At 62.0% G+C, this 13,588-nt stretch carries 14 protein-coding genes; 11 read left to right on the top strand and 3 right to left on the bottom strand.

The window, feature by feature from the left end:
• The first annotated feature begins 159 nt into the window (after window positions 1-159).
• Window positions 160-501 (top strand): DUF6124 family protein, encoded by a 342-nt coding sequence (locus BJ917_RS10055; protein WP_121103245.1) that lies wholly within the window; start codon window positions 160-162, stop codon window positions 499-501.
• A gap of 592 nt (window positions 502-1,093) precedes the next feature.
• Window positions 1,094-2,242 (top strand): M14-type cytosolic carboxypeptidase, encoded by a 1,149-nt coding sequence (locus BJ917_RS10050; protein ID WP_096510084.1) that lies wholly within the window; start codon window positions 1,094-1,096, stop codon window positions 2,240-2,242.
• A 142-nt stretch (window positions 2,243-2,384) separates the two neighbouring features.
• Here BJ917_RS10050 and BJ917_RS10045 read toward each other — a convergent pair whose 3' ends face one another.
• Together BJ917_RS10045 and BJ917_RS10040 are read right to left on the bottom strand one after the other, a co-directional pair.
• The gene (locus BJ917_RS10045) at window positions 2,385-2,930 is read right to left on the bottom strand and encodes a cytochrome b (RefSeq protein WP_121103244.1); all 546 of its coding nucleotides are present in this window, start codon (window positions 2,928-2,930) and stop codon (window positions 2,385-2,387) included.
• Window positions 2,927-4,003, bottom strand: coding sequence for a catalase family peroxidase (locus BJ917_RS10040; RefSeq protein ID WP_121103243.1), 1,077 nt, complete (start codon window positions 4,001-4,003; stop codon window positions 2,927-2,929). Before BJ917_RS10040 ends, BJ917_RS10045 begins: the two co-directional genes overlap by 4 nt.
• 158 nt (window positions 4,004-4,161) lie before the next feature.
• Between BJ917_RS10040 and BJ917_RS10035 the strand changes: the two genes are divergently transcribed.
• On the top strand, window positions 4,162-4,668 hold the full coding sequence (locus BJ917_RS10035; protein ID WP_121103242.1) for a sigma-70 family RNA polymerase sigma factor: 507 nt from the start codon (window positions 4,162-4,164) through the stop codon (window positions 4,666-4,668).
• Window positions 4,665-5,417, top strand: a complete 753-nt coding sequence (locus tag BJ917_RS10030; protein ID WP_121103241.1) for an anti-sigma factor — start codon at window positions 4,665-4,667, stop codon at window positions 5,415-5,417. The genes BJ917_RS10035 and BJ917_RS10030 overlap by 4 nt, the downstream gene beginning before the upstream one ends.
• Before the next feature lie 132 nt (window positions 5,418-5,549).
• Here BJ917_RS10030 and BJ917_RS10025 read toward each other — a convergent pair whose 3' ends face one another.
• Window positions 5,550-6,386: an IclR family transcriptional regulator gene (locus BJ917_RS10025; protein ID WP_096510079.1), complete on the bottom strand. Its 837-nt coding sequence runs from the start codon at window positions 6,384-6,386 to the stop codon at window positions 5,550-5,552.
• A gap of 245 nt (window positions 6,387-6,631) precedes the next feature.
• Here BJ917_RS10025 and BJ917_RS10020 point away from each other — a divergent pair, with 245 nt between their 5' ends.
• The 7 genes from BJ917_RS10020 to BJ917_RS09985 all read left to right on the top strand — a co-directional run bounded on the left by BJ917_RS10020 (window position 6,632) and on the right by BJ917_RS09985 (window position 13,444).
• The gene (locus tag BJ917_RS10020; protein WP_121103240.1) at window positions 6,632-7,657 is read left to right on the top strand and encodes an ABC transporter ATP-binding protein; all 1,026 of its coding nucleotides are present in this window, start codon (window positions 6,632-6,634) and stop codon (window positions 7,655-7,657) included.
• The gene (locus BJ917_RS10015) at window positions 7,654-8,523 is read left to right on the top strand and encodes an ABC transporter permease (protein WP_096510077.1); all 870 of its coding nucleotides are present in this window, start codon (window positions 7,654-7,656) and stop codon (window positions 8,521-8,523) included. The genes BJ917_RS10020 and BJ917_RS10015 overlap by 4 nt, the downstream gene beginning before the upstream one ends.
• Window positions 8,524-8,529: 6 nt before the next feature.
• Window positions 8,530-9,324 (top strand): ABC transporter permease, encoded by a 795-nt coding sequence (locus tag BJ917_RS10010; protein ID WP_096510076.1) that lies wholly within the window; start codon window positions 8,530-8,532, stop codon window positions 9,322-9,324.
• Window positions 9,325-9,331: 7 nt separating this feature from the next.
• Window positions 9,332-9,622, top strand: a complete 291-nt coding sequence (locus BJ917_RS10005) for a (2Fe-2S)-binding protein (RefSeq protein WP_121103239.1) — start codon at window positions 9,332-9,334, stop codon at window positions 9,620-9,622.
• A 289-nt stretch (window positions 9,623-9,911) separates the two neighbouring features.
• Window positions 9,912-11,267 (top strand): NAD(P)/FAD-dependent oxidoreductase, encoded by a 1,356-nt coding sequence (locus tag BJ917_RS09995; RefSeq protein ID WP_121103237.1) that lies wholly within the window; start codon window positions 9,912-9,914, stop codon window positions 11,265-11,267.
• Window positions 11,264-12,379, top strand: coding sequence for an FAD-binding oxidoreductase (locus BJ917_RS09990; RefSeq protein WP_096510073.1), 1,116 nt, complete (start codon window positions 11,264-11,266; stop codon window positions 12,377-12,379). Before BJ917_RS09995 ends, BJ917_RS09990 begins: the two co-directional genes overlap by 4 nt.
• An 18-nt stretch (window positions 12,380-12,397) precedes the next feature.
• Window positions 12,398-13,444, top strand: a complete 1,047-nt coding sequence (locus tag BJ917_RS09985) for an ABC transporter substrate-binding protein (RefSeq protein WP_096510072.1) — start codon at window positions 12,398-12,400, stop codon at window positions 13,442-13,444.
• The last annotated feature ends 144 nt before the right edge of the window (window positions 13,445-13,588 follow it).

The raw sequence follows: 13,588 nt of genomic DNA, 5'->3' as shown, positions 1-13,588 counted from the left end.
ATTAGGGATAATTTCGCGTTCTGCTGACACTGAAATTCAAGCCCATGACATCGCCGACCGGACAGCCGCTCTAGCTCATTGGGTAAGTTCACACTTTGATGGCACGCGTCGCTAGGATGGCTTCACGGATCTGAATCTATCACGGAGCTTGCCATCACCATGACCCAACCTGCCAACGACTTGCCTGATATGCAAATCGACACCTCCCTCACCTCGCCCCTGGGCTCGGCCGCTGCACAGCGCGCATTGGACTATTACTTGAAACCGGCTGTTTCAGAAGAAGCGGTCGAGACACGATTCTTTGATGTGAACCGCAACATCAGCAGTGAGGAGGCGCTGGTCCATGCCTCGGACCTGTTGCGTTGTGCCGCCGCCACGGCGTGCGAGTCAGCCAGCCATCTGCAGGGGACAAACCGGGACCTGGCGTTTTCGACGGTGCATATGATCGACATGGCCAAGGCCATGGTGGATCGGTCACTGGAGAGGCATCAGAACGGTTGAAACGAAGGCACGAACAAAGAGGACTGGAAAGAATTTTCCAATCGCGCAGACAATTCATTTGACTTGCAAACGAGAATGATTATTATTGCATCAACTGATCGCGAGATCAGTCGATAGACCAAGGGACCTCAGGTCGGTCTCCTGGACTATCTCCTCATCAGGCTAATCACGGTTTTTGACCCGGCTTTTTGCCGGGTCTTTTTTTGCCAGTTTTCTGGCTTATGGCTTCAGGCTAATGAAGTCTGTAGGTGCTGCAAATTCGATGGCGCGGATGATATCAAAAGAATATTTGTTGGCAAGAGAAGCCGTTGATCATAAAGGAAAAACCAATCGCAGATAGCACTTGAGAATCAATCGTGCAGTCTCTAAGCTGCGTCGGCGTCAGGGAGGACGCCCCCCTATTTCAAGCCCATATCCTCCTTCTGCCGCTTCGCACATCCCGCCGATCATCCATCGCAATACCCGTAGAAACCAGCCTACTCCCCAAGCCACGAACCCAATCTTCGACACCTTGGGTGAAACGTTTTTATGCGCTCCTAACGCCCTTCTCTTGCGTGTAAAGTAGCCAACATAAAAATCTGAATCAGGAACCCTGACCGTGGCTAAAACTCTCGACATCAGTGCCAATTTCGACAGCGGCAACATCCAGGTCATCGATGTCAGCGACCCGCTCAAGCCCCTGCTGGCTATTCGACCCGATACCAAAAGCAATCACTTTCAATGGTTCCACTTCAAGGCCAGCGGCCTGCATGTCGGCCAGGAGCACTGGTTCCGCCTGAACAATGCCAGCCAGTCCTCGTACAACAAGGCCTGGACCGGCTATCAGGCCGTAGCCTCCTACGATCACGTCAACTGGTTCCGCGTACCGACCATCTTCGAAGGCGACTGTCTGCGCTTCTGCCTTGAAGCCACGCAAACCCACGCCTGGTTCGCCTACTTCGAACCCTACAGCCGCGGCCGTCATGACTGGCTGATCGAGCAGGCGCTGACCAAGGCCGGCACCGAACTGCTGGCCACCGGCAAGAGCGTCGAAGGCCGTGACATTCAACTGCTGCGCAAAGGCACGGGTGCCGAAGGCCGGCGCAAGGTGTGGATGATTGCCCAGCAACATCCGGGCGAGCACATGGCCGAGTGGTTCATGGAAGGCGTGATCGAGCGCCTGGAACGGCACGACGACCCGGTGCTGAACAAACTGCTGGCCAGCGCCGACCTGTACCTGGTGCCGAACATGAACCCGGACGGTGCCTTCCACGGCCACCTGCGCACCAACGCCATGGGCCAGGACCTGAACCGCGCATGGCAGAGCGCCAGCCCGGAAGTCAGCCCGGAAGTCTTTTTCGTCCAGCAGCAAATGGAAAAGTATGGCGTCGATATGTTCATCGACGTTCACGGTGACGAGGAAATCCCCCACGTCTTCACCGCCGCTTGCGAAGGCAATCCGGGCTACACGCCGCGGATCGAAAAACTCGAAGAGCACTTCCGCAGCCATCTGAAGAAAACCACCAAGGACTTCCAGACCAAGCACGGCTACACCCGCGATGAACCGGGCAAGGCCAACATGACCCTGGCCTGCAACGCCGTTGGCCAGAAATACGACTGCCTGTCCCTGACCCTGGAAATGCCGTTCAAGGATCATGACGATCATCCGAACGCGGAGACCGGCTGGTCCGGCAAGCGGTCGAAGCAGTTGGGCAAGGATGTGTTGACCACCGTGGCGGAGATGGTCGACTCGTTGCGCTGATCTATCCCCTGATTTCATTGCAAACCGCGGAACCTGTAGGAGTGAGCCTGCTCGCGATCGCGGCGTATCAGTCAATAGAAATATTGAATGTGGCGCCGTCATCGCGAGCAGGCTCGCTCCTACAGGTTTTGCGTGCTATCGATCAACCGCGATCCTTGCCCCGCAACATGCTCTCCAGCACTCCATCACGCCGTATCCACCCATGAAACAACGCCGCCGCCAAGTGCAGCAACACCGTCAAAAACAACAGATACGCCAGATACCCATGGGCCTTGCGCAGGAACGCGAACACCTGCGCGTTCGCCGGCACAATTGACGGCAACTGCATCGAACTGCCGAGCATCACCGGTTCACCGGACGCGGAAATCATCGCCCAGCCGAGCAACGGCAAAATCAGCATCAAAGCATACAGCAATACATGGGATGCCTTCGCCGCCAGCGCTTGCCAACCCGGCAGGTCCGCCGGCAACGGCGGCTGTTGCGTGGAGAAGCGCACCACAAGACGCACGATCACCAGCAACAAAATCGCCACGCCCAAGGGCTTGTGCAGGTGGATCAGCCATTCATGGCGTTCGGAGACCGAGGCGACCATGCCTGCGCCGATGAACAGCATGGCGATGATCATCAGCGCCATCAGCCAGTGCAGCAGGCGCGCCAAGGGAGCGAAATGGTTGGGTTGAGTATTCATTGTTGAGCCTCCTGCTTGGCGGCGGGCAACTGGCTGACTTCGCTGGTGCGACGCAGGTAGGAATTGGAGTAGCCGGCTGAACGCGCGGCGAGCAACGGGTCGTCGGACCCTTCGATGCCCGCAGGCAGCACCAGTGGGTCGTAGTTAATGTCGCGGCACTCACCGTTGAGTTGTGGCTGGGTTTTTTCCAGCACCAGGGTGCCGGCATTCAACACCTTGCGTCCTTCGGGCCAGGCCTTGCTGGCGTCGTTGACCGGGTCGCCGGGGTTGGCCAGGGTGATGTTCAGCTGAAAGCGCAGCGGGCCGGCGGTGATCCGCTGGACCAGGTCGTTCTCTAGAAAATCGCTGCCCTGCGGTGCCGTGGCGCCGGGCGCGTCCTGAGCCACCGGCACCATGCTCCAGCGCACCGCTTGCCGCTGGCCGGCGGCGTTGACCAGATAGAACGCGTTGACGCTGTTGTAAGTTTCCGTCACGTAACTGGCCGAGGGTTTGGCAGTCTTGATCCATGCCAGGAACGGTGCCGATTCCGGGTGCGAGCCGAAGAACGCCGGCACCGCGGCCGGGTCCGGTTTACCGGTCGCGGGAAGCGGCGACTGAGCCTGCTGAAATTGATAGAACGCTTCGGGCGTGCCCACCGGAAACACCGGCATGCTGTTCATCCCGGTGCGCCATTGCTGGCCGTTGGCCTGGGTGAAGCGCAACGCCAGGCTGCGGATCGGCACGGCGCTGTCCGGCGCGTAGGGATTACCCGCCGGCAAGGCAAAACGACCGACCACCGACGTGCGCGGCTCATTGAATACCTGTGCAATGGAATAACTGCGAGCCTCGCCACTGCTCTCGAAATGGCCGATCACGCACACACCCTTGGCATGATTGCGTCGGAATCCGGGGTGCACGCCGTTATTGGTTTCCAGCACATTGATCAGCTTTTTCGGCGTCAGCCGTTGTGGGTCCAAGGTGCCGTTGACGTAGGCAAACGCCCCGGCCACGACAGCGACAACCACGGCAATGCCCGCCAGACGCAACGCAACGCTGGCGGCACTCAAGGGTGGCGGTGATGATCGATCTACCATGAAAGACTCCAGGGCCATCGGCCACAAGTGAGAAGAATCAAGCAGACGAACCGCATACAGGTTTATTCCATCGTGCGGTGTTTATTTTTTCGGGCGTGGAATAACCTCGGTTATCGGGCGTCTTCCTAGTCCCTAGCGTAGTGACTAGTCAGCACTTCATGAACGATATCGACGAACAACTGAGAAAAATCATTCCCGGATTGCGGCGATTTGCCGTGTCATTGACGCGTAACGCCAGCAGCGCCGACGACCTGGTGCAATCGTGCCTTGAGCGTGCACTGTCGAGCTGGGGCAATAAACGCGTCGAGGGCGACTTGCGCGCCTGGCTGTTTGCGATTTTGTATCGACAGTTTCTCGATGCGCATCGCCGCTCCCGACGCTATGCACGAATGCTCGAATTCTTCACCGGGCGCGATGATGCGCAGCCTTCGGTGGAGCGCACCGTGATTGCCCAATCCACCCTCAATGCCTTCGACCAACTGCCCACCGAACAGCGCGCGCTGTTGCTGTGGGTATCGGTGGAAGGCCTGAGTTACAAAGAGGTCGCCGAGATCCTCGACGTACCCACCGGCACCGTGATGTCCCGCCTGTCCCGGGCCCGCCAGGCCCTGCGCCAACTCAGCGATGGCGAAATCACCCGCCCTGCCCTGCGGAGACTCAAATGATCAGCATGCCCCCCAGCGAGCGCGACTTGCACGCCTACGTCGACCACCAACTCAACGAGGACGACCGACACCTGGTCGAGTCTTTTCTCGCCAGCAATGCGCAAGTTGCCGCACAAGTGCGCGCCTGGCAGCAAGACGCCCAGCAACTACGAGCGGCCCTCAGTGGCGCGTTGCAGCAACCGGCCAACCCGGACCTCGATCCGGCGCTGATTCGCCAGCGCCTTAAGCGCCAGTCCCGGCGCCACCTGGCCAGTGCCGCAGTGTTGCTGATTGCGGTCAGCGTCGGCGGGGTCAGCGGCTGGCAAGCCCGGGAAATGACCCTGCTCAGCGCCGCGCAACCGATGGCCGATGCCATGCAGGCTTACCGCCTGATTGCCCAGCAGGGGTTGTTGCCGGCGGACTACAAGGCCGGCGAAGACGGCGACATGCAGGGCTGGCTCGACCGTTATTTCACCCAAGCCAATCGCTTGCCGGACCTGACCGGCGCCGGGTTCAAACCGGTGAGCGGCCGCCTGCTCAGCACCGAACAGGGACCGGCGGCGATGGTGGTGTACGAGAATCAGGACGGCAACAAGATCAGCTTCTACGTGCGCCCGCCGGGACCGAAGAACTTCCTGTTGCCACGAGGCAGTCGCAGTGATGGCGGGTTGCAGGCCGAGTATTGGTCCGGTGGCGGCTACAACTATGCGATGGTCAGCCCGACGGATACGCCGGCGGCGCAGATGCTCAGACAGACCACGAACTTCTGAGCACCATCAAATCACTGTGGGAGCGGGCTTGCCCGCGATGGCGGCCTGGTAGCAATAAAGATATCGCCTGAAAGACCGCTATCGCGGGCAAGCCCGCTCCCACAGGGTTCAATGAGTCTCTGGAGATTGCGCTCAACCTTGTCCGAACACCTGCGACGGCCGCCGTAGCAAAGGATCAAACGGATTGATCCGCGGCCCGATCAACGCCGCTTCACGCTTGAGCATCTCCACCACCGTCGGCAAGCGATCCGGCCCCAGGCGGTCACTCACGGTCGCCACGCTCAACGCCGCCACCGCCCGGCCTTCACGATCGAGGATCGGCACCGCCACCCCGGCCATGCCCTGCAACACACCGGTGTTGCGTCCGGCGTAACCGAGCTTGCGCACATTCTCGACTTCCGAGCGCAGGAACACCTCGTCATACAGATGGAAATCCTTGAGCCGCGGCAGGTTGTAATGGATCACTGTTTCGCGTTCTTCTTCCGGCAGAAACGCCAGGATCGCCAGGCTGCCCTGCCCTACGCCCAGCGCCACCCGGCCACCGATGTCACCGGTGAAGGTGCGAATCGGAAACGGACCTTCGCTGCGGTCCAGGCAGATCGCATCGAAGCCGCTGCGCGCCAGCAGAAACAAGGAATCGCCGAGCGACGCCGAAAGCCGCAGCAACGCCGGGCGCACCAGTTCGCGCAGGTTTCCGCTGTTGCCCGCCCGGGCGGCCAAGGCGAAAAAGTCCAGGCTCAGGCGGTAACGCTTGCTGCGCGCGTCCTGCTCGACCATGCCCTCCTCCATCAGGCTGCGCAGCAAGCGGTGGGTGGTCGGTTGCGATAAACCGATGTGCTGGGCCAGTTGCGTCACGCGCTCGCCGCCCTCCACGGTATCGCCCAATGCCCGCAACACCGCAAACAACCTTGGGACGGCGCCGACACCGACTTCATTTTTGTTTTCATTCCGCTCAATGGAATCTGACATGAATTTTCTCGCATATTAATTTACTCACCGAATGAAACTGAAAATAGTCATCGCTTCAGTGAAATAGGCCATTGAGCCCATCCTAGTCTTCGTCCTAATCTGCGTCCACACAGGGGCGATTCGAACAACAGCGGCAGCCGACCCAAGTCGAGCGCCAACGCACCCCGCAAACATTTTTTCGTATCTGCCCATACAAAAAAGCGCGCCCCGAGGCGCGCATAACAATCTCAGGTGGAGGCGCAGTCATGGCTTTTTTGCAACTTCAAAAACTTGGCAAACGCTACGGTGAAATCGACGCCGTGGTCGCCACCGATCTCTCGGTCGAGAAAGGCGAATTCGTTTCCCTGCTCGGCCCCTCCGGATGCGGCAAGACCACCACCCTGCAAATGATCGCCGGCTTCGTCGACGTCACCAGCGGGCGCATCGTGCTGGACGGTCGCGACATCACTCACGCCAAACCCGCCAGCCGCGGCCTGGGGGTGGTGTTCCAGAGTTATGCGCTGTTCCCGCACATGACCGTCAAGGACAACGTCGCGTTCGGCCTGCGCATGCGCAAGGTGCCGAACGCCGAGATCCAACAGCGGGTCGAGCGTGTATTGAAGCTGGTACGCCTGCATCAGCACGCCGAGCGTTATCCTCGGGAGCTGTCCGGTGGCCAGCGCCAGCGCGTCGCCCTGGCCCGGGCGCTGGTGATCCAGCCGCCGGTGTTGCTGCTGGATGAACCGCTGTCCAACCTCGACGCCAACCTGCGCGAAGAGATGCAATTCGAGATCCGCCGCATTCAACGCGAAGTGGGCATCACCACACTGATGGTCACCCACGACCAGTCCGAAGCGCTATCGATCAGCGATCGCGTGGTGGTGATGCAGGCCGGGCGCATCACTCAAATCGACGCGCCCTACACCCTCTACGAACACCCGCGCACCGAGTTCATTTCCGGCTTCGTTGGCAAGGCCAATCTGCTGCCCGGTGAACGCGATACGAACGGCGCGGTTCAGGTGTGCACTTATGGCGCCGGCGAACTGACCCTGAGCCTGCGTCCGGAAAAAATCGACCTGCGCGAGGCGGGTCACGGGCGCCTGCAAGGCAAGGTCAGCAGCCGCTTCTTCCTGGGCAGCCAATGGCTGTACGGTGTGTCGACGAGCCTCGGCGAACTCAGTGTGGTGCGCCGCAACGACGGTTCGGCCCCGCTGAACGAAGGCACGGCGGTGGGCCTGGATTGGGATACGGCGCTGTTGCGGGTGCTGAGCATTGACGAGGTGACAGCATGAGCACCCTCGCCGCCATCCGCCAGGGACGCCAGGGTTACTGGCTGTCGGCACCGGCCCTGACGCTGTACGTCAGCCTGCTGGTGATCCCGCTGTTGCTGACTCTGGTGCTGTCGTTCAACGTCTTCGACTACGGCTCGGGCATCAACGCCGACGCCTATACCGCCGAGCATTACGGCAGCCTGCTGGGCGATCCGTACTTCTACGAGATCTTCCTGCGCACCCTGTGGATCAGTGCGCTGACCACCTTGCTCTGCGTGCTGATCGGCGTGCCCGAGGCTTACATCCTCAGCCGCATGGGCACCCCGTGGCGCTCGATTTTCCTGATCCTGATCCTTACCCCGTTGCTGATTTCGGTGGTGGTGCGCGCCTTTGGCTGGAGCCTGCTGCTCGGTGCCGACGGCCTGGTCAATCAGGTCCTGCAAGCCTTCGGTGGCTCGCCGATGAAGTTGCTCTATACGCCGTTCGCCGTGGTGATCGCACTGGTTCACGTGATGCTGCCGTTCATGATCATTCCGGTCTGGACCTCGCTGCAGAAGCTCGACCCGGCCGCCGAGCAAGCCGCGCTGTCGCTGGGCGCCAGCCACTTCACGGTGATTCGCCAGGTGGTGCTGCCCCAGGTCATGCCCGGCATCCTTTCCGGAACCCTGATCGTGTTCGGCCTCGCCGCCAGCTCATTTGCCATTCCCGGCCTGCTCGGCGGACGCCGCCTGAAGATGGTCGCCACGCTGATCTACGACCAATACCTGTCGGAACTCAACTGGCCCATGGGCGCGGCCATCGCCGTGGCCCTGCTGCTCATCAACCTGCTGATCATGCTGTCGTGGAACCGCATGATCGAAGGCCGCTACAAGAAGTCATTGGGATAATTCGTCATGTCCAGGAACGGTCCTTTCGCCCTGCTGTTTCATGCCCTTGTGGTGCTGTTCATGCTCGCGCCGCTGGTGGTGGTGTGCCTTGTCGCCTTTACCCCGGAGAACACCCTGAGTCTGCCGACCAGCGATTTTTCCCTGCGCTGGTTCCGCGCCGTGTTCGAGCGTGCCGACTTTGTCGATGCGTTCTACAACAGCCTGATCCTGGCGTTCAGCGCCGCCTCGCTGGCCACCTTGATCGCGGTGCCGGCGGCGCTGGCGATCACCCGTTTCGAATTCCCCGGCCGGGATTTCTTCAACGGGTTGTTCCTGTCGCCGATCATCATTCCGCACCTGGTGCTGGGGGTGGCGTTGCTGCGCCTGTTCGCGCTGATGGGAGTCAACGGCAGCTTTGCGTGGCTGATCTTCGCCCATGTGCTGGTGATCACCCCCTACGTGCTCCGTCTGGTGCTGGCCTCGGCCATCGGCCTGGACCGCAGTGCCGAACACGCCGCGCAATCGTTGGGAGCCGGGCGCTTCACGCTGTTCCGCCAGATCACCCTGCCGATGATTCTGCCGGGGGTCGCCGGGGGCTGGTTGCTGGCGTTCATCAACAGTTTCGACGAGGTCACGCTGTCGATCTTCGTCACCTCGCCGGCCACGCAAACCTTGCCGGTGCGCATGTACGTCTACGCCACCGAGTCCATCGATCCGATGATGGCGGCGGTGTCGGCACTGGTGATCGCGCTGACCGCGCTGACCATGATTCTGCTCGATCGGGTCTACGGCCTGGATCGGGTTCTGGTGGGCAAACAATGAGGGCGCCATGGCTCTGCTGAAACGACTGGCCGAAGGCGACCGCCCGGCCCTGGACTTTACCCTCGATGGCCAACCGGCCAGCGGCCTGCTCGGCGACACCGTACTGACGGCGGTGCTGACCTGCAGCGAACACCTGCGCGGCAGCGACTTCAACGCCGAACCCCGCGCCGGGTTCTGCCTGATGGGCGCCTGCCAGGACTGCTGGGTACGCCTGGGCGATGGCCGCCGGGTCCGCGCCTGCTCGACGTTGCTTGAAGCGGGACAACACATCAGCCGCGAGCCGGGGCGATCGATATGAACAGCTCTTTCACCTGCAAACACCCAATCCCCTGTAGGAGCTGGCTTGCCAGCGAAAGCGGCCTGTCAGCCACCATCAATGTTGCCTGTGCTGCCCCCTTCGCTGGCAAGCCAGCTCCTACAGGAGCGCTGCGTCGGGCACAAAAGCTGCGGCAACTTCCAATCCATTGTGGGAGCTGGCTTGCCAGCGAAAGCGGCTTGTCAGCCACCACCAATGTTGCCTGTGCCGCCCCCATCGCTGGCAAGCCAGCTCCCACAGTGGTCGCGGATCGTTCACAAAAGAGGTGCGCATGAAGCCTGTCGTCATCATCGGCGCCGGCCCGGCCGGTATTCGCGCCGCGCAAACCCTGGTGGCACATGGTGTCCGCCCGGTGTTGCTGGATGAAGCCGCACGCGGTGGCGGGCAGATTTATCGGCGCCAGCCGGCCAATTTCACGCGCTCGCCGGTCAAGCTGTATGGCTTCGAAGCACGCAAGGCCCAGGCCCTGCACCAGACCATCGATCAGTTGCGCGAACAACTCGATTATCGCCCCGACACGCTGGTGTGGAACGCCGAAGACGGTGCCCTCGACACCTTGCACGACGGCCGTGCCGCGCGACTGGGGTTTTCCCGGGTGATCGTCGCCACCGGCGCCACCGACCGGGTTCTGCCGGTGCCGGGCTGGACCTTGCCCGGCGTCTACAGCCTCGGTGCGGCGCAGATTGCCTTGAAATTCCAGGGCTGCGCCATCGGCGAGCGCGTGGTGTTCGCCGGCAGCGGCCCGTTGCTGTATCTGGTCGCCTATCAATACGCCAAGGCTGGCGCGAAGGTGATCGCGGTGCTCGACAGTTCCCCCTTCAGCGCCCAGGCCCGCGCCCTGCCCGGCCTGCTGGCTCAACCGGCCACATTGGCCAAAGGTCTCTATTACCGCGGCTGGCTCACCGCCCACGGCATCCCGGTGCACCAGGGCGCGACGTTGCAAGGTGTCGAAGGTGAGCAACGGGCGCAGGCGCTGATCTGGTCGGACGCAAAAGGCCAACATCGACTGGACTGCGATGCCGTCGCCTTCGCCCACGGCCTGCGCAGCGAAACCCAACTCGCCGACCTGCTTGGCTGCGAATTTGCCTGGAACCCGCTCAACCGTGCCTGGCTGCCACAACGCGACCGCGCCGGACGCAGCAGTGTCGCCGAGGTGTACCTGGCCGGTGATGGCGCCGGGATCATGGGCGCCGACGCTGCGGAAATGGCCGGCGAGCGCGCCGCGCTGGCGTTGCTCGAAGACACCGGCCACCTGATCCCGGCGCAACGCCCCGCGCAGCTTGAACAATCGCTGGAACGCATCGGCGATTTTCGTCAGGGTCTGGAACGTGCCTTTGCCTTTCCCGAGGACTGGGCCGCGCGCATCAACGATGACGTGATGGTCTGCCGCTGCGAAGAAGTTCGTGCCGGCGATATTCGTGAGGTCGTGCGCGAAGGTCACTGGGAAATCAACCGGGTCAAGGCCCACTGCCGGATCGGTATGGGTCGCTGTCAGGGCCGGATGTGTGGCGCGGCCGCAGCGGAAATCATTGCCTGCGAAAGCCGGCGCGACGTGTCCGACATTGGCCGGCTGCGGGCCCAGTCTCCCATCAAACCGCTGCCCTTTGGCCTGGAGATCGAAGCATGATCGAAGTCGACGCAGTGATCATTGGCGGCGGCATCGTCGGCGCTTCGGCGGCGCTGTTTCTTGGCAAGGCCGGGCGGCGCGTGGTGCTGCTGGAGCGGGATTTCTGCGGTTCGCATTCCAGCGGCGTGAACTACGGTGGCGTGCGTCGTCAGGGGCGGCCGCTGTCGCAACTGCCGCTGTCACAACGCGCCCACGCCATCTGGGGGCAGTTGCCGCAATTGATCGGGATCGACGGTGAATATCAACGCAGCGGTCACCTCAAACTTGCTCGCAGCCTCGACGATTTGCGAGCGCTACAGAACTATGAAGTCAGCAGCCAGGGCTTCGGCCTCGATTTGCAGGTGCTTGACCGCACCGAACTGCGCAGGCGTTTTCCATGGGTGGGAGACGTCGCGGTGGGCGCCTCCTATTGCCCGGATGACGGTCATGCCAATCCGCGCCTGGTGTCCCCTGCGTTCGCCCGGGCCGCGCGACGCCATGGCGTGCAGGTACACGAGCAATGCGCGGTTACCGCCGTGGAACACGACGGCCAGCGCTTTCGCGTGCGCACGCAAACCGGCCTGGAGTTGCATGCGCCCTGGTTGTTGAACTGCGCTGGCGCCTGGGCCGGCAGCCTGGCCGCGCAGTTCGATGAACCGGTGCCGATGCATTCCGGACACCCGGCGATGCTGGTCACCGAGCCCTTGCCTCTGGTGATGGATGCCAGCACCGGCGTCGAGGGCGGCGGTATCTATGCACGCCAGGTCGCGCGCGGCAATTGCGTGCTGGGCGGCGGCCAGGGCTTTGCCCTCGACGATGCCCGCGCCCGTCCCGGTCAAGGCGCGGTGCTGGAAATCCTGCGCCAGGCCGTCGAGCTTTACCCGTTTCTGGAAGGCGCCCAGGCGATTCGCACCTGGAGCGGCACCGAAGGTTACCTGCCCGATCGCCAACCGGTGATCGGACACAGCCGTACCCAGCCCGGTCTGTTGCATGCGTTCGGCTTTGCCGGCGCCGGTTTCCAGATCGGCCCGGCGGTGGGCCAGGCGCTCACCGAGATCATCTGTAGCGGCGCGTCAAAGACGTCGCTGGATGCGTTTTCCATCACCCGGTTTCACTCCATCTCCGTAGCTTGATAGAGGAAGGTCGCGCCAATGAATAACGTCAAACGCACTGCTCTGCTCGGTTTGTCCTGCATGAGCGCCCTGCTCGCCGCCGCCCAGGCCCACGCCGAGCCGACGCTGTACCTGGGCATGAACGGCGGGACCATGGAGCGGCTGTACGCCGACAAGGTACTGCCGGCTTTCGAGAAGGCCAACAACGTCAAGGTGGTGATCGTGCCCGGTACCTCCGCCGATATCCTGGCCAAGGTCCAGGCCAGCAAGGGCAACCCGCAGATGCACGTGATGTTCCTCGACGACGGCATCATGTACCGCGCCATCGGCATGGGCCTGTGCGACAAGCTCGAAGACAACCCGACCCTGGCGCAGATCCCGGCCAAGGGCCGGATCAAGGATCAGGCGGTGGCCGTCAGCCTCGGTGTGACCGGTCTGGCCTACAACACCCGACTGTTCAAGGAGAAAGGCTGGAGTGCGCCGACCTCGTGGATGGACATGGCCGATCCGCGCTTCAAGGACAAGGTGGTATTCCAGTCGATGGCCTCCTCCACCTTCGGCCTGCATGGTTTCCTGATGTTCAACCGTATCCAGGGCGGCAGCGAGACCGATGTCGAACCGGGGTTCAAGGCCTGGCCGAACAGCGTCGGGCGCAACGTGCTGGAGTACATTCCGAGCTCGGCGAAGATTTCCGAAATGCTCCAGACCGACGAAGCAGCGCTCTTTCCGCTGACCCCGACCCAGGTCACCGCCCTGAAACTCAAGGGCATGCCGGTGGAATACGCACAACCGAAAGAAGGTGCCGTGGTGCTCAACGTCGCCGAGTGCGCCATCGCCAACAACACTCAGCCGCAATTGGCGCAAAAGCTCGCCGCGTTCCTGCTGACCCCCGAAGCCCAGGCTGCCGCGCTTGAGGATGGCGACCAGATTCCGTCCAACCCCAATACGCCGACAACAGACCGTACCCGCGGGCAGGTCGAGGCGATGAAGCAGTACCTGCAGACGGCGATCGCGGTGGACTGGGATCAGGTCAACGAACAGCGCCCGGCGTGGAATGCGCGGTGGAATCGGAGTATCGAGCGCTAAATCACTGACACAGCCCCTCTAACAAACGACACAAATCTCCTGTAGGAACATGGCTTGCCCGCGATGGCGCCAGTACAGTCAACGACGCTGTGCCTGACCTGCCGCCATCGCGAGCAAGCTTTGCTCCTACAGGGGATCATCGAC

This window comes from Pseudomonas sp. WPR_5_2 (assembly GCF_003634475.1).
GTDB lineage: Bacteria > Pseudomonadota > Gammaproteobacteria > Pseudomonadales > Pseudomonadaceae > Aquipseudomonas > Aquipseudomonas izuensis.
This window is presented reverse-complemented; position numbering and strand designations above follow the sequence as displayed.